This is a genomic window from Aeromonas sp. R1-2 (assembly GCF_040908505.1).
Taxonomy (GTDB): Bacteria; Pseudomonadota; Gammaproteobacteria; order Enterobacterales; family Aeromonadaceae; genus Aeromonas; species Aeromonas veronii.
In genome coordinates this window covers 1-21,918 of sequence record NZ_JBFODU010000051.1, presented here as the reverse complement: position 1 = coordinate 21,918, position 21,918 = coordinate 1, and the positions used below count along the sequence as shown (strand labels likewise).

General features: G+C 56.9%; 19 protein-coding genes and 3 pseudogenes. 16 read left to right on the top strand and 6 right to left on the bottom strand.

What is annotated here, in order from left to right:
- The first annotated feature begins 31 nt into the window (after positions 1–31).
- From AB5Y76_RS17625 to AB5Y76_RS17610, 4 genes are read left to right on the top strand one after another with little or no spacing between them, the layout of a single operon-like run.
- Entirely contained in the window at positions 32–505 is a 474-nt protein-coding gene (locus AB5Y76_RS17625) for a Rho termination factor N-terminal domain-containing protein (protein ID WP_368177782.1), read from the top strand.
- 1 nt (position 506) lies between these two features.
- Positions 507–932 (top strand): gp436 family protein, encoded by a 426-nt coding sequence (locus AB5Y76_RS17620; RefSeq protein WP_368177781.1) that lies wholly within the window; start codon positions 507–509, stop codon positions 930–932.
- Positions 929–1,375: a hypothetical protein gene (locus AB5Y76_RS17615; protein WP_368177780.1), complete on the top strand. Its 447-nt coding sequence runs from the start codon at positions 929–931 to the stop codon at positions 1,373–1,375. Before AB5Y76_RS17620 ends, AB5Y76_RS17615 begins: the two co-directional genes overlap by 4 nt.
- Positions 1,375–2,124, top strand: coding sequence for a hypothetical protein (locus AB5Y76_RS17610; protein ID WP_368177801.1), 750 nt, complete (start codon positions 1,375–1,377; stop codon positions 2,122–2,124). The genes AB5Y76_RS17615 and AB5Y76_RS17610 overlap by 1 nt, the downstream gene beginning before the upstream one ends.
- Before the next feature lie 89 nt (positions 2,125–2,213).
- Here the strand turns inward: AB5Y76_RS17610 and AB5Y76_RS17605 are convergent, their stop codons facing one another.
- The 4 genes from AB5Y76_RS17605 to AB5Y76_RS17590 all read right to left on the bottom strand — a co-directional run bounded on the left by AB5Y76_RS17605 (position 2,214) and on the right by AB5Y76_RS17590 (position 5,068).
- Positions 2,214–2,888 (bottom strand): hypothetical protein, encoded by a 675-nt coding sequence (locus AB5Y76_RS17605; protein ID WP_368177779.1) that lies wholly within the window; start codon positions 2,886–2,888, stop codon positions 2,214–2,216.
- Between the two features lie 177 nt (positions 2,889–3,065).
- Positions 3,066–3,350, bottom strand: a complete 285-nt coding sequence (locus AB5Y76_RS17600) for a hypothetical protein (protein WP_368177778.1) — start codon at positions 3,348–3,350, stop codon at positions 3,066–3,068.
- A gap of 217 nt (positions 3,351–3,567) precedes the next feature.
- Positions 3,568–4,239 carry a hypothetical protein gene (locus AB5Y76_RS17595; protein WP_139747531.1) on the bottom strand — a complete coding sequence of 224 codons (672 nt, stop codon included), beginning with the start codon at positions 4,237–4,239 and terminating at the stop codon, positions 3,568–3,570.
- A gap of 130 nt (positions 4,240–4,369) precedes the next feature.
- Positions 4,370–5,068, bottom strand: a complete 699-nt coding sequence (locus AB5Y76_RS17590; protein WP_368177777.1) for a hypothetical protein — start codon at positions 5,066–5,068, stop codon at positions 4,370–4,372.
- A 94-nt stretch (positions 5,069–5,162) separates the two neighbouring features.
- On the opposite strand from AB5Y76_RS17590, the gene AB5Y76_RS17585 reads away from it, so the two are divergent.
- The 12 genes and pseudogenes from AB5Y76_RS17585 (at position 5,163) to AB5Y76_RS17530 (ending at position 21,384) form a co-directional block, all read left to right on the top strand.
- Positions 5,163–8,006 carry a tape measure protein gene (locus tag AB5Y76_RS17585; protein WP_368177776.1) on the top strand — a complete coding sequence of 948 codons (2,844 nt, stop codon included), beginning with the start codon at positions 5,163–5,165 and terminating at the stop codon, positions 8,004–8,006.
- Positions 8,003–8,371 carry a hypothetical protein gene (locus AB5Y76_RS17580; protein ID WP_016350137.1) on the top strand — a complete coding sequence of 123 codons (369 nt, stop codon included), beginning with the start codon at positions 8,003–8,005 and terminating at the stop codon, positions 8,369–8,371. Before AB5Y76_RS17585 ends, AB5Y76_RS17580 begins: the two co-directional genes overlap by 4 nt.
- A complete protein-coding gene (locus AB5Y76_RS17575) occupies positions 8,368–11,961 on the top strand; it encodes a curculin (mannose-binding) lectin protein (RefSeq protein ID WP_368177775.1) in 3,594 nt (1,197 codons plus the stop codon). The genes AB5Y76_RS17580 and AB5Y76_RS17575 overlap by 4 nt, the downstream gene beginning before the upstream one ends.
- A gap of 87 nt (positions 11,962–12,048) precedes the next feature.
- On the top strand, positions 12,049–13,248 hold the full coding sequence (locus AB5Y76_RS17570; RefSeq protein ID WP_368177774.1) for a hypothetical protein: 1,200 nt from the start codon (positions 12,049–12,051) through the stop codon (positions 13,246–13,248).
- Positions 13,249–13,251: 3 nt separating this feature from the next.
- The gene (locus AB5Y76_RS17565) at positions 13,252–14,832 is read left to right on the top strand and encodes a hypothetical protein (RefSeq protein WP_368177773.1); all 1,581 of its coding nucleotides are present in this window, start codon (positions 13,252–13,254) and stop codon (positions 14,830–14,832) included.
- A gap of 2 nt (positions 14,833–14,834) precedes the next feature.
- A complete protein-coding gene (locus AB5Y76_RS17560) occupies positions 14,835–15,239 on the top strand; it encodes a hypothetical protein (RefSeq protein WP_368177772.1) in 405 nt (134 codons plus the stop codon).
- Positions 15,240–15,251: 12 nt separating this feature from the next.
- Positions 15,252–17,201 carry a hypothetical protein gene (locus AB5Y76_RS17555; protein WP_368177771.1) on the top strand — a complete coding sequence of 650 codons (1,950 nt, stop codon included), beginning with the start codon at positions 15,252–15,254 and terminating at the stop codon, positions 17,199–17,201.
- Positions 17,198–17,422, top strand: a complete 225-nt coding sequence (locus tag AB5Y76_RS17550) for a hypothetical protein (protein WP_111900168.1) — start codon at positions 17,198–17,200, stop codon at positions 17,420–17,422. Before AB5Y76_RS17555 ends, AB5Y76_RS17550 begins: the two co-directional genes overlap by 4 nt.
- Positions 17,423–17,544: 122 nt before the next feature.
- A pseudogene (locus tag AB5Y76_RS17545) lies at positions 17,545–17,934 on the top strand (AEC family transporter); the annotation flags it as partial.
- Positions 17,935–18,157: 223 nt separating this feature from the next.
- The gene (locus tag AB5Y76_RS17540) at positions 18,158–18,622 is read left to right on the top strand and encodes a hypothetical protein (RefSeq protein WP_005360970.1); all 465 of its coding nucleotides are present in this window, start codon (positions 18,158–18,160) and stop codon (positions 18,620–18,622) included.
- A 259-nt stretch (positions 18,623–18,881) separates the two neighbouring features.
- Complete coding sequence (locus AB5Y76_RS17535; protein ID WP_263717143.1) at positions 18,882–19,322, top strand: hypothetical protein; 441 nt, start codon at positions 18,882–18,884, stop codon at positions 19,320–19,322.
- Between the two features lie 226 nt (positions 19,323–19,548).
- Positions 19,549–21,384: a sigma 54-interacting transcriptional regulator gene (locus AB5Y76_RS17530; RefSeq protein ID WP_263717144.1), complete on the top strand. Its 1,836-nt coding sequence runs from the start codon at positions 19,549–19,551 to the stop codon at positions 21,382–21,384.
- Between the two features lie 178 nt (positions 21,385–21,562).
- Here AB5Y76_RS17530 and AB5Y76_RS17525 read toward each other — a convergent pair.
- Together AB5Y76_RS17525 and AB5Y76_RS17520 are read right to left on the bottom strand one after the other, a co-directional pair.
- A pseudogene (locus AB5Y76_RS17525) lies at positions 21,563–21,751 on the bottom strand (integrase core domain-containing protein); the annotation flags it as partial.
- Positions 21,718–21,918 (bottom strand): annotated as a pseudogene (locus AB5Y76_RS17520) (IS3 family transposase); the annotation flags it as partial. The pseudogenes AB5Y76_RS17520 and AB5Y76_RS17525, both read right to left, overlap by 34 nt.

The window sequence follows — 21,918 nt, the reverse complement described above, 5'->3', positions numbered from 1 at the left end:
TCTCTATCAGATACGACGAGGAAAACATGAGATGGAACAAGAGATGGAACTGGCTATTCGAGTGGGGATTTATTGCCAAACAGGGTCAACAGTTCGTCAGGTCTATTTTCGCGCGGGCCTGCCGATTGTACCGGGCAAGTCTGAGATGGTTGTGTCGCCTGAGCAGTGCGCGACCCTGGAGAACGACCCGCGTCTGGTGGTCGTCCGGTTGGCTGAAGACACCAGCCTTCAGGCAGGTGATGCACCATCGGCGCCTGGGGATCTGGACGCAACACTGGGCGTCCTGACCGGTTCGGGCTATCTGGCAGGGGTTGCCACCTTGGCTGGCAAGGTCACGCCGCTGGCCGAGATGAAGGTCGATGAGCTGCGCGATCTGGCGGTGCAGATGGGTATCCCGGATGCGGCCAAGCTCAAGAAGGCAGAGCTGGTGACAGCGATCGCCGCGACCGACGTGCAATACCCGGTCAAGGATGAGCCGTCATCTGGCCAGAACGGAGAGCAGTGATATGTACGCCAGCGTCAATGACATGGTGATCCGCTTTGGCGAGGCTGAGTTGCTGCGCTTGAGTATGACGCCGACCGGTGAGCTGGACGAGGTGGCCTTGCGCCTCGCCCTGCAGGATGCAGGTGCCTTGATCGATGGCTATCTGGCGGGTCGCTATCCCTTGCCGCTGGCCCATATCCCGAGTGCCCTGGTACCTATCTGCGCCGATATCGCCCGTCACCGTCTCTATGGTGAACAGGCACCGGAGCAGATAGCCAAGCGCAACGAGGCGGCTCTGGCCTTTTTGAAATTGGTTGGCAAGGGGGAGCTGGCGCTGGGGTTGGCATCTGATGGGGCCACCCTGGAGAGCCAGAACCTGGCTCAACTGCAGTCGGATGGGCGCATCTTTGGCCGAAGTCAGGGGCGCGACAAGGGGGGCTTTCTATGAGCCAGCCCGCCAACCAGTCTGGTACCGAACTCGACTACCTGCAGGCGGGCGAGCGGCTGCGTGAGCTGCTGGCCCCCCTGATCGCCAAGGGGCTCAAGGATGTGTTTGTGGCCACCGATGTGGCGGCCATCGCCAATCTGGGCCAGCACAGCCCGGCGGTGCATGTGGTCTATCAGGGCGAACGTGAGAGCGAAGGCTCCCAGTCAGGCCGGGCCAGCAGCTTTGATCAACTCTGGTTGCTGGTGCTTGTGCATCGTGCCAGCCCCAAGGAGGTCAGTGCCGGAGTGTGGCTTGCCCGCATCCTGCAGGCCGTCAGTGGGCGAGCATGTGGTGACAGTACCTTTCGCCGGGTCACCCCACCGGTCAAACCCAGTTACAGCGGCGGTGCGGCTTATTTGCCGCTTGCCTTTACTACCCGAGTGAAATTCAAAGGAGAGCGATGATGAGCGAAACACTGCACCTGGAAGGGGATCTCTTTATCGAGACCTTTACCAACGGGGTCTCGGGCGGGGTGATTGGCCCCATTGATGTGGATAGCCTGGAAGTGAAACCCGACAGCCAGAAGATCTCCATTCCCAGCAAGCGCAAGGGGCAATACGGTCAGGCGCGGGAGAACTACCACATTCCCAAGCCCGCCATGGTCACCATCAAGACCACCGAGATCCCGCCCGTGCTGCTGGCTGCCGCCTTTATGGGTCTGGAGAGCCCCATAAATCAGGGGGCCGGGACGCTTACCGATCTGCCGGTGACCCTGCCCGCCTGGCCGAAGTGGGCCCAGCTGGGCAAAAGCAATATTGCCGCAACCGGTCTGGCCATCAAGGAAGGGGCCACGGCGCTGGTGGTGGGTACCGATATCGAGGTCAACTATGCGCTCGGGCTGGTACGGGCGATCAAGGGGAGCTCGGTGGCAGATGGCGGCAGCCTGACGGTCAGCGGTACCTATAACGCGGTGACCGGTACCCGCATCGCGGGCAACATCCAGCCGGAGATCAAGGCGCGGCTGCTGCTCGATGGCCGCAGTATCGTCAGCGGCGAGGCCATCAAACTGACGGTGCCCCGTGCCAGCTTGTCCCCCAAGAAGGCGGTGGACTTTATGAGCGACAAGCCCATCGAGATCGAGCTGGAAGGGGAGTTGCTGGCCGTGGATGGCGAGACCGCCCCCTTCTATGTGGATCGGCCGGTGACGGTGTGATGATTGGGGTGGGGAAGGGGAATGAAAAACGGCGGGGAGGCCCGCCGTTTTTCATATCGTTCATAGTCATTGGTCAGAAGCTTGATGTTTTATTGATCTCTATCTAGTCCAAAGATATATATCGTTCTCTCGAGAATATCACAGTTGGTATCGTACATGTTTTTAAATGCTCGACCATATCTAAAGTTGTAAAATTCACGAGTTGTTTCATCTTTAGTGATAAGTTCTACCTTTTCTATCAAATAAGACAAGTTCTCGGCTTCTTGGCATAAAACAGCAATCTCAATTTTAAGATTTGATTTTATAGCATCAATTTCATTCTGGGTGACTTTGCCACTTCGATTGCCGCCAAAATACATCAAGCAAAAATATACACTCCATATCTTCCTGTTCTTTTCACAAGGAATAATATTATGGATTATGTCGTCGACATCTTTGTCTAGTATGGCATCTATTCTTAGTGTAGTAGAGTTCAGTAAGGGCTGTAGTTCCCCTAGCTTCTTCTGTGAATTAGCAATATCCAGTTGTTTTTGCTGTAAATTGTAAGTGTACAGGACTCCAATGACAGTGAAAAATGATAGGGCAGAGCCGACTGTTCCTCCAATGAAGCTGCCGAAATTTCCCCATGTTTGGTTATTCTGAAAGCTATACTTTGATAAAAGGCCAAACTCCGAATAGTAAAAGTGAAGAGGAAAAAAAACTATCATTACAAGTAGAAGTAAAAGAGTTAGCCAAATGAGAGCTCTGAATGCAATTTTTACCATGTCGGACCTTTTATTCGTGATTCAGCATAAACCTATCCATTTTGCCATTTATTTATAATAAGGTATATCTTTACCTGACAGGAATACCTCATGCTCAGCTCCAAAAGTCTAAGCTTACCTTGGATCTCGCGATTGGGAACAGTTGGCTGATGTGATCAGATAAGAAGGGGCTTAGGCTTAGCGTAATGCCAGTCGCTTAATCATGACCAGTGGTTGAGATGAGGCAGAAAGGGGCAAGATGGATTGCTCTAACCACTGCCAGTCCAGCGGCGGAGTGCCTTCCTTAAATTTCTGATATGGCACGCCATCCTTGATGGTCAGAAACAGGGTGCAAGGCGTATCGGCACGACACACATAGCGCACCATCACATCGCCATGGAGTGAGCGCAGTAGATGTTTCAGGATTGGCAGCCCTTGTATGGTGTGGTGCCCCCCTTCATGCCAGATGCCAAATTGATGCATTCCGCCCATACCTTTCAACACAAGTAAATCTAAGTTTTGACCGTCTAGGCCAACTTGCCACTGTCAGAAATGACAGTTAACTTGTAAAAGTGGGAAGGTTGTTAGCCGTAGATTAGAGACAAAGAGAACGGAAAGCGGCGGGAGGAGCCCGCCGTCATGCTATTTTATATTGTCTCGAGATTTCTATGATATCTATCAATTAATAGTATCTATAGCCTTAACCTGAAATAGAGTGAGTTTGATTACTTGCTTTTGATAGGGTATCTATTTGTTCCTTAGACAACATTGTCTTAAGAGGGTTCGCAATCTCAATGGACTCCATTGAATAGCCAAAGGCAAGCAGCACGTGCTTTGTTGAATCAAAAGAATTTAGTGATGAACTACCAGTATAACGTTCCTTCTCAATTTTCATTCTATGCAAGTGGTAATATACATAGCACGATTTAGATATTATATTCCTGATAGAACGAGTGTTGTAATAACATTCATCTTGAATGTCTCTACGCAAAGACTCTGACTGTTCAACCAACATTAGGACAGAACCATCAATTATTTTGATAGTGTTTCTTTGCGCTGGATTAAGCATTTTTAATGCTTCGCAGTAAAAAGTATGAATGAATTGAGTGTCATATTTTTCAACCAGAGGCACTACTATCGGATTGCTTAAGTTAATCAAACCATTCTCATTTTTGTTTTTTTCCAAATGATACAAAAAATCAAAATGACTTATTATTATATTTTCGAGATATGAACAGCAATCCTCAATCTCTATGTATAGGCGTTCATTGTGTTGTTTGGTGTTTAATAAATAATCCCACTTTTTTATTACTGGGTTCAAAAGAACCCCAGCAATGAAGGTAGTGAATGCGATGAGGGCTGAATAATCCATATAGATAGACTCCAGATTTATTATAGAGTTTTAAAAGTGCCAGTTGATATAAAGTCATAAATGTAATATATCATTTTTTTAGTTGCTGTCTATGCATCTGGTAACATATTGGGGGCGTATTTTTCAATATTTATAAAAATTCATTTTGCCGTTTTTTTAGTGACAATAAATCATCAGCGAACTTCGTGGTTGAAATGATACAGTCAATTAGTAGTCGATGTTCTTTGACATAGAATTTTAGTACTTTCGATGACCCTCCGCATGAGAGATATTCCTCATAAATCTCATCTGTATTTATTAGTATCTTCGTGATCTCTTTTATTTCTCTGTATGGAAAAACATCATCCATGCAGCTAAGTCGATGGGTTATATTATTTGCTCTGATAGGACTAAGGCTTTCATTTGTTTTTGACTTTAAGTTCATAAACATTAAAAGGTATTCTTGGATTGTCATCTTCCGTGTGTCTTCCAAAGGAAAAGAACAGTACACTAATTGTTGTAACATAAGTTCTATAGTTTGATGCTGATTGCTAATTAAGCGCTGCAGCTCATCTAAAATGCCTTGGTTTTTAGCTATGGTCAGTTGTTCTCGCTGTACTTTATAAGTGGCCCAAACGCCGTAGAAAGCGCAAGCAGAGAGTAGTGGGCCGAGAGTGCCTCCAATAAAACTGCCAAAGTTAGCCCATGCTTGATCATTACGAGCGAGGCTATAGCCTGACTGGGGACCGAAAATATAAAAGTAGAAAATGAAAGGAGTCAGCAGCCCTGCAGCTGTGAGTCCACCAAGATAGCATTTCGTTTTAAGCGACATATTATCTATCAGCTTCATTATTCCCTCATTAATTCTCAGTAATTAGCCATAAACCCTCCTATTCTGCCATTTCTTCACAATAGGGCATATCTGAATCTGATCGGAATGCCCCATGTCCACCTCTACCACCCTGAAACTAGCCTTGGAGCTGGCTGCCAAGGTCACCGGCCGGGAAGACCTGGCCGCCTTGGTGGGTGAGGTGCAGGAGCTGGGCCCGATCTCGGATGAGACGGCCGCCGAAACGGCGCAACTGGCGCAAACCCTCGAAGCGTTAAGTCGCCAGCAGGCGTTGATCCAGCAGTTCAATGACTCAAAGGCCGCCCTGACCCAGCTCGAACTGGCGACCGTGCTCAGCCGTGACAAGCTGGAGCAGTTGCGCCGCTCCAGCCAAGCAGGCGCCGGTGATGCCAAGGCGCTGGCCGAACAAGAGCGGTTGCTGACTTCCGAGGTCAAGCAGCTGGAGCGCCAGCTGGTCGCTCAGTCAGCCAGTCATACCCGCCTGCATGCAGGGCTCAAGCAGTCCGGGCTCGATACCAAGAACCTTGCCCAGGAACAGCAGCGCCTGCAGCGTGAGCTGACCAAGAGTGTCGCCCAGACCGAACGGCTGGGGCGCGAGTTTAGCCACGGCAGTCAGCAGGCCGGTAGCTTGCAGGGGGCCATCGGCAGTCTGACCGGGCGCCTGGTGGCGCTGGCGGGTACCTGGTTCGGTATCCAGACCCTGACTACCCAATTGCTCGCCATGTTCCAGACCGGCGATCAGGCAGAGCGCCTCGATGTGCAGCTCAAGGCTGTGATGGGGTCGATTGCAGGTGGCAAAGAGGCGTCAGCCTGGATCCAGGACTTTGCCAAAAACACCCCCCTGCAGCTTAGTGAAGTCACCCAGGTATTCGTGCGCCTCAAGGCGTTCGGCATCGACCCCATGGCGGGGGCCATGCAGGGCATTGTCGATCAGGCGTTCAAGTTGGGCGGCGGTTTTGAAGAGGTGCAGGGCATCTCCCTGGCCCTTGGCCAAGCCTGGGCCAAGCAGAAGCTGCAGGGTGAGGAGATCCTGCAGCTGATTGAGCGAGGCGTGCCGGTCTGGCAGATGCTGGAGCAGGTGACGGGCAAGAATACTGCCGAGCTGCAGAAGCTCTCTGAGGCGGGCAAGCTGGGCCGCGAGACCATCTCTGCCCTGATGAACGAGATTGCAGCCCAATCGCGCGGTGCGGCTGCCGACAACATGAGCCTGCTCTCCGGGCTTATCTCCAATGCCCAGGACAACCTCGCCAAGTTTTACCGGATGGTGGCCGAGAACGGGGCGCTGGCCTGGCTCAAAAACCAGCTGGCCAACCTTAATGCCGAATTTGAGGCGATGGCCAGGGATGGCCGCCTGCAGGAGTGGGCCAAGCGCCTCTCCGATGGCTTTATCACCATGGGGGAAACCCTCAAGTCACTGATCCAGACCCTCTATGAGTGGCGCACCGCGCTGACCGTGCTGGCTCAGGCTTGGGTCGGCCTGAAAATCGCGGGTTGGATTGGTGATCTGCGCAGCCTCTACGCCCAGTTTATTGCCATACCCGCGGCGACCGCGACAGCAGCAGGCGGCATGACGACAGCGGGCACGGCAGCAGCAGGAGCTGCCATTGGGGTCAGGGCACTGGGCGCTGCCGTTAAGGGGCTGCTGGCCGCCATGGCGGTCGAGTCCATCATCCAGATCACCCAGTTTGCCTCTGCCCTGCGCCAGCTGGTGCAGGCTGAGCTGGCACTCCGGGAGGCGCAGGGGCTGCGCTCCGAGACTCAGGCCCGCCTCAATGGTCAGTTTGCCGCCCTGTCAACGGAGCTGGGGTTTGCCATCACCAGCATGGCGGATCTCGATCGCCTAGTCGCCGAGGGCAAGGTGCATTACGACGAGGCCACTGGAAGCTGGCGACAAGGCGCCGCAGCCGTTAAAGCGCTGGGTGATGAGGCCAAGAGTTCCCGTGATTATCTGGCCGAGATCAATGCGGTGGCCAAGCAAACCGCCGCCGATGGCCCGGCCCAGTTGGCCAAGGCGTTTGAGGCGTTGGGGCTGGACTTCGAACGGGCCAATGGCCGTATCGGTGCGGGCTTTCAGAAGACCATCGGCGCCCTGGATGTATTGGTGGCGCACACGGGGGCCAGTAGCGCCGCCATCGAGGAGGCGCTGGCCAGTGCCTACAACAGCGCCAAGACCACCGCCGAGATCGATGCGTTGATCGCGCGTCAGAAGCAACTTGCCGCCCAGGGCAAGATCACCGGGGATGCGCTGGCGCGGTCGATGGCCATCGCAGCCGATGCCATGGCCAAGGTGAAAGGGGGGAGTGGCGATACCAAGCAGGCCGTCGCGGCCATTGGTGATGGTTTTGATGAGGCCGCCGCACGGGCCAAAGGCGCCACCGATGCGATGCGGGCGGGGCTTAAAGGGGTACAGGATGAAGCCAAGCAGACCAATGCCAGCCTTGCCAGTAGCGGCGGGGGCGGAGGTCGAGGCGATATCACCCGTACCGTGAACGCCGGTTCTTTCTACTACAAGAGCGTGGATATCAATAGCCTGCGCGGTAATGCCGAGGGGCTGGCCAATACCCTGGCCGGGGTGGAGGAGGAACTGGCCCGCTACAGCCAGAAGGTCAAGGATATTCCGGCCTACAGCGAGTGGAGCAAGTATTACGGCGAGAAGTTCCAAAAAGAGATGGAGGCGATGCAGGCTCGCCTCAAAGAGGAGCTCAACAAAGCGTTGGCCAAAGAGAGTGCCAAAACCAATCAGGCCGCCGCCCAGCCACCGGCCCCGGCTGTCGCGCCATCTACCCCCAGCACCAACACCCCAGGGACACGCAGGCTGTTGTCCGAGCGGATCACCATCGAGCTCAAAGGGGCAGGGGGTTCGGCCGAACTGCAGGCGGATGAGGCCAATGCGAATGCCCTGATTTCCCTTCTTAAACAGCAAGGACTGCGGCAATGAACGTGACCTTAAACAGCGTGCTGCTACCAGATGATCTGGTCTGGCGCGACGAGTTCGAGTGGGCGCCGGTCGAGCAGGTGGTGACCCCGACCCTGAGCGGCGCCCTGTTGGTGGAGGAGACCGCCAAGCCCGAGGGACGACCGCTGACCCTGAGCGGGCATTGCTCCCGCGCCAAGGTGCTGGAGATCAAGGTGCTGGAGGCTCAGGTGGCCCGGCTGATGACGTTGACCCTGCTCGATGGCCTGGCTCGCACCGTGGTGTGGCGCCGCCCTGGTGTGGTGGCCATGCCACTGATCGAGATGGCCGACCCGGAAGGGGGCGACCCCTATGCCTTGACCCTGAATCTCACAGAGGTAACCCCATGACCATTCTATCTGGCGATATCGTGTTGTTGGCCAGCCAGCGCCTGGTTGATACCGATGACGGCGGTGGTCGCATCACTGGCCGCGAGATCATCAGCGGCAACCATAACAGTCTGTTCCCTGATGTCAGCGACATGGATCGGGCCTATGGCACCGTGAATATGCGCAAGGCGTTTCTGGCGGTGCAGACGGACGACACCGACACCTACTATGGCGCCAATGCCATGGTGCTGCTGCCGCCCAGTGACCCCAGCGTCAACCTGACGCTGATGACCACCAAAGACCACAACGACACCAGAGGCAACGCCCGCAACACCCTGGAACGCTATCAGGCCAGAGGCCCGAAGTGGCAAGGGGTGCTCTACGATACCCAGCTGGAAGGGCAGCGGGCGATCCGCATCCTGCAACGGGTAGAGGTACGGTTGCCGGAGGTTGGGGAGGTGCTGGTACTGGTCGGCAACGAAGGGAAGGGGAACGAGGTTGAGCAGTATGTACGGGTTGACCGGGTAACCGCCGAGCTGCGCAAGTTCGGGGTGGCTGGCTATCAGGGCGAGTTCACCCGCAACGTGGTCACCTGCGTGATCACTGACCCGCTGCGCCACACCTTTGAAGGGGAGCAGCCCAGCCCTTATGACCAGGCAACCACCAAGACCACCCTGCGGGAAACCGTGGTGGCCGATGCCGCCAACTACTTTTCGACCACCAAGCTGGTCGCGGATGCGGCGCTGGGGGCAATGCGGGTGCAGGCCAAGACCATTTTCACCCAGCTGGTACCCAGTGCCCGCAGTGAAACCCCGGTGGTGGATCTGACCGCTGCCGGTGAGCTGGGCGCCCTGCTGGAATCCGGGGTGGGCAGTCCCCACACCTTCACCACCACCTCACCGGTCAGCCCTAGTCAAGGGCTGTTCCTAGGGATTGGTGCCATGCCGGGCAGCGTATCGGTCACCATCGGTGCGGCGGTGATCACCGACAAGGGCGGCGAGCTGTTCCTGGTCGGTACCGTGGTGGGGGCTATCGACTACGGGCGCGGCCTGCTGACCTTCAACAGCCAGTGCCCGAACTATGGCGCGGCCAGCAAAACCGTGAGTTTTCGCCCGGCAGTGATGCCATCGCGCATTGCTGACACGGCCCAGATCCAGATCGCCGCCAACAACCGGGGCTATGCCTACACCGCGACCCTGCTGCCCACCCCTTGCCCTGGTTCGCTGACCGTCAGCTATCTGGCCCAGGGCAAATGGTACGACCTGAAAGATAACGGGCGCGGGGAGTTGTTTGGCCAGGACAAATCCTATGGCTCTGGCCTGCTCAACTTCACCACCGGCTCTGTGGTGTTGACCCTGGGGGCGCTGCCGGATGTGAACAGCGCGATCATGTTCAGCTGGGGTACCAAGGTCTCTTACCTCAACCGCGCCAGCATGGTGCTGGATCCGGTGCAGCTGGCCCATAAGTTGGCCCATGAGGGGATCACCCCCAACAGCCTGACCCTGACCTGGCAAGCCGGTGGTGCGACCAAAACCGCCATCGACAACGGGGCGGGTCAGCTGACCGGGGATGCCACCGGCACCATCAATTATGTGACCGGCGATCTGGCCCTGCGGGTAGCGACCCTGCCCGATGGCGGTCAGGAGTACCAGGTTGTTTACCAGTACGGCGACCCGGACACCCAACGCTTTGACTACCCGGCCCGCAACCCGGACGGGACGATCACCATGCAGCTGGCCAAGCAAAACCTGACCCCCCGAATGGTCTCGCTGCGCTGGAATGCCCTTTATGAGGAAGTGAAGGACGACACCGAACTGGTGATCGCTACCCGTGACCCGATCATCAGTGTGCGCGACAACGGCGCGGGCAAGCTACTGGATGCGGCAGGGGTTGAACGGGGCAGCGTCAACTACACCACCGGCCAGATCACCATCAAGCCGGATGGCCAGGGCGGCATTCCGAAAACCCGCTATGAGTGGCGCACCATCGGTACCTATGGCGATGGTCACGGCAACACCATTGCCCGCCAGCGCTGGACACTGGTGGAAATCTACTATGTGCAGGCCGCCTACCTGTTCCCGGTGGACGACAGTGGTTGGGTCGAGGTGGAGTACCGCAGCAATAATGCAAGCCAAGCGGGCCAGGACACCGTGAAGGCTACCCCGCTGGTGCTGGATATCACCCCGCGCAACGGCGAGGCGATCCTGGCCAACTCAGTGCGCTTTGCGCTGGGCGGGTCTGTCTATGTGGACAGGCAAGGGATCCTCTATCGCAACATCGACCCCGCCACCGGGGCCGGTGAGCAGGCCGGGACACTGGATTATGCCACCGGCAAGGCGACCGTCACGGTCTGGAACCCTGGCGCGGTGCCCGTGCCAGCCCTGAGTTCGTTGGTCACCAGCCTGGTGGCCCAGACGGTGGACGAGGTGACATTCAGGACGCCGGGGGCACCCATTGCCCCATCCAGCCTCTACCTGAGTGGCAACACCGCAGACGGACGCCGGTTTGAGGTGACCGCCAACGGCGATGGCACCATCACCAGCCAGGATGTAACCGGCAAGGTGGACTATCAGACCGGGGTGGTATCGGTGCGCTTTGGCCGCCTGGTGACGGCTGCGGGCAACGAGGGTAAACCCTGGTACGACCCGGATATGGTGGTCGATGGCAAGATCTGGCGCCCCTTGTCGGTGGTGGCTGACACCATCCGGTTTAATGCGGTGGTCTATAGCTATCTGCCGCTCGATGCGGATCTCATCAAGCTGGATCCGGTGCGCCTGCCATCCGATGGCCGGGTGCCCTTCATTCGCAAGGGTTACATCGTGGTGGTGCATTCCACCAAGCGCAGCGCCTTTCCTATGGGTGTACAGGCGGGGCAGCAGCTCAACACCGGGCGCGAACGGCTGGCCTATTGCCGGGTGGAGGACAAGAACGGCAAGGAGCTGGCGCCGCAGCTTTACAGCGTCAACATGAACAGCGGGATGGTGACCTTGGCCAGCCCGCTGAACCTGACCGGCTATGTAGAGCCGCTGACCGTGGTTCACCGGATCGAGGATATGAGCTTGGCCACCGATGTGGAGATTTCTGGCCGGATCACCCTGGCTCGGCCCCTCAGCCACAACTATGAGGCGGCGGATACCCTGGTCTCCAGCGCCCTGATCATCGGTGACTTGTGGGCCCGTTATGGGGCGCTGTTCGACCAACGTACCTGGACAAATAACTGGTCTGATTTTCTGATTGGCGACCCCTGCACGGCGGAATACAACGATACGGACTTCCCGATCGTGGTGACCAACCGGGCGACGCTGCAAGAGCGATGGGCCATCATCTTCCAGACCTCCACCACGTTTATTTTGGTCGGCGAGCATGTGGGCCAAATTGCGGTGGGGGACGTGAATACCGACTTTTCACCCATCAACCCCAACAACGGCCAGCCCTATTTCAGGCTTGACCGCCGTGGCTGGGGCGCCGGGTGGGCTGCGGGCAACGTGCTGCGGTTCAACACCTACGCCGCCAATTACCCGATCTGGTTTATCCGCACCATCTTGCAGTCGGTGGCGGCGGTAGATACCGACCGTTTCGAGGCCCAGCTCAGGGGCAACGTCAACCGTTAACAAACCGGGTAGGGCACTCTTTTCTCAGAGAGCGCCCCACCACCTTTTGGCAATGGGGCACCGCGCCCCGCCATGGAGAGTACATATATGGCTGTTTATCCGGTGAAGTGGTTCGCCAGTGAAATGCAGGGGGCCCCAAACCTGGGCGACACAACTGCTGGTACTTTGGCTGCCTTGCTCAAGGCGGTGCTAGTTACTGGCTTTGGCACTCTGACCATCAATGCACTGGCCTTTGATGTTGCCAAGGGGTGGGCAGTGGCGACCTTTACCGGTGGTCATGCTTATCTGCAAGACTCAGTTGTCCTGGTCGAGGGGGTATCGCCTGCCGCCTACAACGGCGAGCATCGAGTGATGCAGGTCACCGCCACTCAGGTCTGGTTTGAGATTGACGGTGGTAACCCTGGTGCAGCAGGCAGCGGCGCAGCCATGACCATGAAGGTTGCCCCGTTGGGGTGGACGATGACCTTTGAAAGCGGCGACAGCAAAACCTTTATCGTGCGCCCTACCAATGTTAACGAGTCGGGTAATGTCTCCTTGCGTATCGACAACACGGCATTTAGTGGTTGGATCGGTGCCAGCTACGGTGCCTGTTTGGCCAAGGTAGCGATGGTTGAGGATGTAGTTGATATCAATACCTACACCACGATTTTTGAGCACCGTTGGCCCTGTACCGGGCGCTATTCAAATAAACGCTGGGATCTTGTGGGTGATAGCCAGTTGTTTTACTTCATGCCAGCTTATGCTGCTGGTAACTGGCAATTCATGTATAGCTTTGGCTATATCCGTTCTATTCGCCCCGGTGACCGTTATCACGCCGTTCTTAACCACTATCCGACCACGGCAGCAGATGATGCTGGCCGTAACTGGGCTGGCGGGTCAGGAGGTAATACTAGCTGGGGTAATCAGTATCCGTATTTTGATAACTCGAACTGTCGAGCTATCGCCCGCCCATATCATCAGCTGTTTGGTGCCATTAACTGGTGGTTTAAAGGGTTGTTCGGTCGGTTTGGTAACGGGTTGAACATCCCCAATGGCCCTGACAACGGCATTTATGTGACCCCGGATCCCACCATCGTGATGGAGGCCGGTAACCATCTGCGTGGTTATTTGCCGGGGTTGGTGTGCCCGTTCGCTACGGTTGCGGCTTGGGATCGAAAAAACTTCAAAGACCTGCCAGCCATACCAGGAAAGTTATTGCGGTTTATTCGGGTAGGGTTTGAGGAGAACAACTACACATGGGGGCAAGTCACCATGATGGGGTTCGACTTAACCGGCCCATGGAGGTAAGTCATGGCGACTTTCTTGCCGTCAAAAGGGTGGCTGATGGTTTCCAAAGCGGGAACAGTCACGTATGACGCCACCTGTGATGTAACGGCTACCACAGGCCCCGAGTGGGCAGACTGGTTTGGTGACACGGCGGATATTGGTCTGTTTCGGTATAACTTCAACCGAAGCTCTTCCGCAGATACAGGGACATGGAGTGGCTCTATCCAGTTCCGGCCACTGGGGTATCGCTTTAAGTTAGGGGCATACAATAACTGCTGGGTAAATGATCTATGCGATATGGATCTGGAGTTTCTGGATGCTGTGGGCAATGTGGTTGGGGCTATTCGTACCAGAACTGACGGTAACTATCGCAGCGGTTTATGGTACGGCAAGACGTTGGCAAGTCTGACCAAGGCTCCGCAGCGTGGGCCATATCCTGCAACCTATGGTGAGCTGACCTTTACCGACACCAGTCTGATTTATACCGATGATGGCCTGGATAATCGCAATGCGTCATTTACCTTGGTTTGCGCCATGGCATCTGTCACCACTCTGCGTTTTACCAATATGCGGGCCTTTGAAACCTATACCGGTGGGTCAGGCTGTTCAGCTGGAAGCTATCTGAGGATTGCCAGTGCGCCATCAGGGTTTAACGGTGACTTTGCCGCGCTGACGGCAGAGCAGTACGCCATTTTGCAGCCTGACTTGGTATTGCCAACCGGTGCCGCTATTGTCCACCAACCAGGGGTTGGCCTGGTCGCCTCTGGTATCGCGCCATCCTACACCTTGGCCAGGGGGATTTTGCCTGGTCAAACTGGGGTGCTGTTTGATGCGGCTGGTGCAGTGGTTGCAACGCTTGCCTATCTCAATGGCAAGGCAACGCTGACAGTTGGCGGGGTAACGACAGAGGGCCCCGCAGATGCACCATATCTTGGCCTTACGACCATCAACGGCCAGGTGTTTGGCTACTACCAGACCAAGATTTTCGTCCGTTCAATCAAAATGATTGCGCCGCCGAAAGCAAAAATATGGATAGAGCTGCAACCAGGGCAAACCCTGCGAAAGATAGGGCTTGAGTCCGTACCCCTACAGGTCGAGTTTACCTATGTGCTGTTCACTACCCCGATGACCGTCACCGTGGCCAACCAGGAGGCTCGCGCTCAGTTCGTGCCGCAAGATGTGGCGTGGAAAGGAACCCCACCATTTGTCGCTGGCCGATTGATTAACCAACCAATGAATCAGCAGTTGTTATGCAAGGGTCGGGACTATTTCTGGATCCGCGATGGGGTGCGCAACGTGGAGCAGGGGTTTATTGAAAGTACGGTGACCATCAGCGGGATGGGAGTGCGGCGCCGGGTTCTTTGCTTTACCCAGGATGGTGAGCTGGTTGGCGAGACCTACAGCCGCGCATCGGATGGGGTCTATCGGTTCGATCTGCTGTGGCTGAATCGCCGTTATATGGTGGTCGCCCAGGATGACCCGGCATATGGCCCCGCCGACTACAACGCTGTGGCTGCCGACTATCAGGCGCCAAAACCCTATCCGCCTGGTGGTGGGGGGGCACCTGCATCATTCCCCCAGCTTGCCCCGATCAAGAGGAAATAACCATGATCTCCTATGCCGAAGGGCTGCGCACCAGTCGCGCCCAGCTATTGGCCACGGCCATTGATACGGGCAGCGGGGCGAGTGCCAAGCTGACCATCTACACCGGCACCAAACCGGCACCGGGGGCGGCCACGACTGACCAGCTGGCTCTGGTGGTGCTGACGTTCAGCCACCCTTGCGCCAAGACGATCGCTGGTGGGGTGCTGACCCTGAAACCCCTGGCGGAGCAGATGGCCACTGGCAGCGGTGCCCCCACCTGGGGGCGCATTGTTGACCGGGATGGGGCCTTTGTGGCGGATCTCGATGTCGGAGTACCGGGCAGTGGCGCCGATCTGGAGCTGCCCGCAGCGGAGTTTTTTGTCGGTGCGCTGATCCGCATCAATACCGCCACAATCACTGAACCGTAACCGGGGAACCATATGGCCAGAAAGGATGCCAGCCTAGCGCTGCATAAGGCTCGCAGCATCAATGGTCAGCTGGAGCTGAACCAGTCCGACGTGGTGCGCCTGGTCGGCATCCTGAATAGTACCAACTTGCCGCCACGCCTGAGTGCGTCACCTGGTCTGGTACTCGCATCGGTATTGGCTGGCGCCCCGCATCGCTCCCGCGCGATGCTGGACGGCTCTGTGGTACTTGATGCGGTGATTGCCAGCCAAACCCATAGCCATGGGGAGCTGGTAGGCACGTTCGTCATTGAATGCACCATTGCCAGCACATCCCGCATCCCGGTGCCGATGCTCGCCGGGGAGTATGACCAGAACGTATTCCGAGGCCCTGCCAGTGCAATGGGGGATGCCTGGGAGCGGGCGGATAGCCATTACCAGGCCCTCAGTAGCGAATGGCAGAAGGCAGGCAACGAGCGAGCAACCAACCGATCCCTGTGGCAACAGGCCGCCGCGTATCAGCAGCAGGTGGCCGAGCAGGGCGAGCAGATGCCCCAGACGTTCATGGCCAATCGACAGCGCTTTGCCGAGGGGCTGCCGATCAGCCAGCAGAGCCGCCAGGGCTATGACAGCCTGGCCGCTGGCCATGTGGCGAATCAGTCTCTGTGGGTTGAGGCGGCGCCGGTCAGCAGCTGGCGCCTGGTCGGGTTCACCAACCCGCCGCGCTTTGACCAGGTTTGGCAGGCTGACCAGTGGCAAGAGGGCATCCCCATCGGTAAAGGGGTGGCCGCTCAAGCCTGGCACCACGGCAAGCCGCTGATAGAGGGCTGGCGTGATGGCTGGGACGAGGCCATGTGGCCACCCAAGGGCAAAATGCCGCCGCCAGAACCACCTAAACCATCGATTCGCCCCGATAAGCGGGTGTTGCGGCTGGCGTTCGGTCGCAAGCGCGACACGGCAGAGCTGGAGTTCGTCTGGCAGGGCTGTGATGCGGCAATTGTCATTCCAACCCGGAGGGTTTATCTGGTGAGCAATACAGCAAAGATCGTGCGGGTACGCGATGGGCTAGATATCCCAGCTACTGCGGTGAGTATCGAACTCGATACCGACTCCTGGGCGTGGCAGTTCAGCGCTCAAATCCCCCGTATCGCGGCGGCTGCGCTGACCGATGAGGAAGAGGTCAGCATCCATATCAATAGGCAGCAATGGGACTGCGTGTGTGATGGCTGGCAATCGAGCCAGAGCTTTGGCCGTGAGTCGGCAACGCTGACGGGACGCTCTCGCACCGCTTACTTGTCGCCGACTCATGTATTGGCGCAGGCGGTGAGTGAGCGTGCAGCCGCGACCATGGCCCAGCTGGCTGCGGCCGTATTGCCGGTGGGTTGGACGCTGGATTGGCAAGCGGCTGACTGGTTGGTGCCTGCCGGGTTCTTTAGCCTGGATAACCAGACCCCGATCGAGGTGGTCAGGTACCTGGCCGAGGCGGCCGGTGGCTTTGTGCTGCCACACCAGCGCAACCGTCATCTGGTCATCAAACCACGTTATCCAACGGTGCCGTGGCAGCTCGATACTGCAGAGGCCGATGTGGCGATCCCCCGCGCCATCATTACCACCCTGGGCAGTGACTTCCAGCCGGGTCATGCCGCCAACGGGATCTGGGTCAGCGGTGGCCACCAGGGCATCAGTGCGCGGGTGGTGCGCCAGGGTACGGCTGGCGAGCAACAAGCGCCGACCATCACCCACCCGTTGGTGTGTGATGTGACGGCCGCCCGTGCCCAGGGTGTGGTGGGGCTGGCCAAGACTATGCCCAAGCGTACCCAGACCATTGAACTGCCGTTGTCAGCTGATACCGGCTTGATCCTGCCGGGTGCGCTGCTCGCCGTGGACGGTTGGAAGGGTTACAACCGGGGCGTCAGGGTCTCTGCTGCGCTGCAGAACAGGGCCATGACGGTGCGCCAGCAACTGAGTGTGGAGCGATTTGTATGAACCTGTTTAAGCGATTCCTTGAGCTGGTACCGGGCGCTGATCCCTTGCAGGTTGGTACCGTGACAGCAGTAGGCACCACGACCACCACTCTCACCGCGTTGGCGGGTGGAACGGTCACAGTACGGGGCACCGGGGTAGCCATCGGCAAGAAGGCATTTTACAGGGGAGGGGAGCTGGCAGGAGAGGCGCCGGATTTACCGACCTATGAGATAGAGGTTTAATGCCGGTTTAACTTGCTTATCAAACTCAGTGATTCCGGTGCCACCAAGTTTGATAAACTACTGGGCCGATAGCTTTTCATTTTCCCCGTAACTCTTTTTCATTTTCGGCGGCGGGCTACACCAACCTGCACATTACGCTGCCGGAATATGTGGTGACCACGGCCTCGCTGCTTGGCCAGATCTCGGTGCCCCTGATGCTCTTTGCGCTGGGCATTCGCCTGATGGAGGGGGAGCTCGATCACCTGGGCCTCGCGCTCAAGTGCAACCTGCTCTATCTGCTGGCGGGGGGATTGTCGCTGCTGCTGGCGATCTGGCTGTTGCCGCTCAAGACGGAGTGGATCCCGCTGTTGATGTTGTCGGTTTCCTTGCCCCCTGCGGTGTTGAATTATATGCTCTGCGAGCAGTATCACTGTCAGCCGGACAAGGTGGCCGGTATCGTGCTCGGCGGCAATGCCCTCTCTGTGGTGGTGATCCCGCTGGCGGTCTGGTTGGCACTTCATCTGCCTGGCTAAGTCAGAATGCATCGCTGCGGCGGTGCGACTCACTGGCCAATTGCTTGATCGAACCGAGTCACAGTCGTTCGCATTTCATCCATGTCATCTCTATTCATCATTAGCTTCCGTGATACATCTGTCGTCCCTGTATCCGGCCCTGAGCCCCGGGCCTAACGGCGACAGTTATAGTTGAAAAAGAGCTGACTGACACTGTTTAACCAATGCCAGTAAGGGAAACCGGATGAGCACAAGTGAGCAATCTGATCCTGTGGGGCAGGCAAAATCGCGCTATGACCCGGCATTGCCTACCGGTTATGACTGGCGCAGACACCGCCGTTTTATCCTCAGTGGCGGTGGTTACAAGGCGGAATGTCGCCGTCGCAACTGGTTTCTGGAGTTGCTCAATCCGGTGCCCTATGTGGTGGTGCGCGACATAGCCATCGGCGGCATCGGTATTCTGGGAGCCATACGGTTGAAAGAGGGGGATGAGCTGGTGATCGCTATTCCCTCTGGCGAGAAGCTGCGCGGTCTGGTCGTGAGATCCCAGCCAGACCCACTTTTTCCCAAACTCTATCGCACCGGTATTCGTCTGCATCGTTACCCGACGGCCGAGCTGTTTGCCCGCTGGCAAAGTTACATTCAGCCACAAGATAAAGCGGATTTCGACCATGAGTGCCAAGTCTTGAAACAGGTACGCGGCGCGTGAACCAAATGCCATTTCAGAGGTTGTTTTCCCCACATTCAGCATGATCTGTCGATGGAGTCTGCAGATCAGCAGGCTTGGTTGGCCCGAGTGGCTTATCCCACCGCATGTGTTTTCATCTTTATGTTTTTATTGAATTTTATCTGTGCCTCGGAAGTCGCAGAGGATGCGAGTGATTTTCCGTTTTTATGCTCTTTCGTAAATTTATTCATGGCGCAAATATTGCTTTGTTCGCCGTTTAGACGAGAGTGGAGAGCGAATAATGATCATTGGTGCAGCCCGATATCAATTAGTGCAGCCAGCGCTGGGGGCGACCCGGACGAGTGAATATGCCGAAACGCAGCAGAAAAGTATCCAGCTTGCTGACGACAAGGTGACCTTGAATGCAAGTCGGGATGCATTTAATGCGACCTATGAACGTCCTGTGTTGGCTCGCAAGGAGCAGGAGCGAAGCCTGACCCAGATTGCTTGGGGTAATTTGGTGGCGCAGCGTATCGGGCTGAGCAGGGAAAAGCTTGATGAGCTGGAGCAGCAGAAAAAAGAGGTTGAGCATAACAGCGAGCTGTCAGATGAAAAGAAGCAGCAGTTATTGGCGGATCTCGACAAGCAGAAGGAGGAGCTCATCAAGGAAGCAATCGAGCGGCGTCAGGCACGTGGAGACGAAGAGCGCCAATCCAATCCAGACTCAGGCTCACCCAGTTAAAAATTGCTATTGGCGGCAACAGGTTGCCGAATGCCAGGCAGCCTTTTGCCGTTTATAACACCCCATTCTCTTTCCCCAGACCAGCCTGCACATAGTGCGAGCTGTAGCGACACGCCATTTCCCTTTTCGTGATCCCCCCCGAAGTAGTTCCCCCTGATATCCCTTAGTATCTGGTCAGCATGACTCCCTTTAGGGGGAGGATAACAAGAATAAAAAGGAATGATGGATGAGATCCGTGAGCAACCAGTGTCTGTTGATGCAGATCCAGCCGACCATCTTGCGCTTTGCCAAGATGCTGGCGAGTGTGCTGCAGCTTGAGGTCGAAATTGTGGATGCCGATATGGTTCGGGTGGCTGGCACCGGGCCCTATGGCAAGTTCTTCGGACGTCAGCTGGAGGGCGACTCCCGCCTGCTGCGCTATGTGATTGATAACCAGCGTGAGAAGATCGTTACCCACACCAGCGATGATCCCGTGTGTGACGGTTGTACCTGCAAGGAGAGTTGCCGTGAGCGCGCCTTCCTCGGGGTGCCCATCATGGTGGACGAGCGCTGCATCGGGGTGATCAGTCTGGTGGCCTTCAGCGACGAGCAGCAGGCGCGCCTCAACAACAATCTGCAGGATGTGTGCGACTATGTGCGCCACATTTCCACCATCTTTGTGGCCAAGTTGCTCGATTCGCGCGGGCTGTCGGACGGGGTCAACAAGGTGTTCCTCAATCTGATGACCAACATGGATCAGGGTTGCCTGCTGCTCGATGACAAGAGTCAACTGCTCTACGCCAACGAGGCGGCACTCCATCATCTGGGTTGCCAGCAGGAACAGCTGCAGGGGCGCGAAGTGGGGATCCGCCCGCTCACTTTCTCCCAACAGGGGCTGAGTGGTCATCTTCAGCACATCATCACCTTTGAAGGTCGTCAGGAGCTGATCATCGGCCAGCTACACCATGTGCAGGGGCAGCAGCTCTTTCTGATGGCCTTTCATCAGTCCCACTCCGGTCAGGTTCAGGAGCCGGATCCGGATGTGCGGATCGATCAGCTGATCGGCGAGAGCAAGCCGATGCGCCCCCTCAAACGACTGCTGCACCGCATCGCCCAGAGCCCCTCCAGCGTGCTGATTTGTGGCGAGAGCGGCACCGGTAAAGAGGTAGTGGCCCGCGCTGTCCATCGCCTGAGTCCGCGGCAGGACAAGCCCTTTATCGCCATCAACTGTGCCGCCATTCCCGAACAACTGCTGGAGAGCGAGCTGTTTGGCTATGTGAAGGGCTCCTTTACCGGTGCCTCCAGCGGTGGCAAGCAGGGCCTTATTCAGGCGGCCCATCAGGGCACCCTGTTCCTTGACGAGATTGGCGACATGCCTCTCACCATGCAGGCCAAGCTGCTGCGGGTGCTGGAGCTGCGGGAGGTGACCCCCATCGGGGCCAGCCGACCGGTGCCGGTGGATATTCGCATCATCGCCGCCACTCACCAGCATCTCGATCAATACATCGCCGAGGGGAAGTTTCGCGAGGATCTCTACTATCGCATCAACGTCATCCCCCTCAACCTGCCGCCGCTGCGGGAGCGGGAAGGGGACGTGGAGCTGCTGACCCACTACTTCCTCAACCTGCACACCAGCCGCATTGGCATTGTCTATCCCGGTCTGGCACCCGAGGTGATGGCGCTGCTCAAGGGGTATCGCTGGCCGGGCAACGTGCGCGAGCTCAGCAACCTCATCGAATATCTGGTCAACGTCAGCCAGGCGGGCGAGGTGATTGACGCCAGCCTGCTGCCCCCCAACATCATCCGCAATCAGGAGCCCCATCGCGTCACCGCCCAGTCGATCCCGGTGACCAACCTGGATGCGGCGTTCAATGTGGCTGCCGCCGCTCCGCTCGCCGCCACGCCGGAGAAACTGCCTGAACCCGTACCGGGTGAGAGCGGCCTTGAGAGCATGGAGAAACAGATGATTGAAGAGACCCTGCAGCGGCTCGGCAACAAGAAACTGGCAGCACAGGCGCTGGGGATTGGGATTGCTACCCTCTATCGCAAGATAAAGAAGTACGAGATTGCCGTGCAGAGCTGAGGCGCTGGCGGCATCTATCCGGCCCGTGTCGTTCATCAGACGACACGGGTTTTTTATGGGAACAAGGCTTTGCGCCATTGCCGAATTGTGCTGAACGGATTGGCGGGGCAGGGGAGTGGCTAAATGGCATGTCTAGTCCTGAAATAGGTTTACACATTTTCAACTAGCATTTCTCTACTCAGAACCCCCTATGTACCGCATCGGGGGTTCTGTATTTCAACGCATGATGCGGCCGCTCCTCGTTGTAAATATCTACTGCTTCACGCACCATTTCCCGCGCTTGCGTCAAATCCTGCGGGCTTTGCAACAACAGCTCTCCTTTCAAAATCTCGTTCACCCGCTCCGCCAACGCATTCTGGTAACAGTCTTTTTTACGATGGAGACGCCGTAGTCATTCTTCAGTACATCGACGACGGCCTCAAAGAACTGGGCCTTCTGGCTCATCAGCGCCAGCTGTTGCTCGAGTTCCTTGATGCGCTGTTCGGGTGTCTGGTTGTCGGGGTCAGGCATGGTGATGCTCCTGCCGGCACGCAC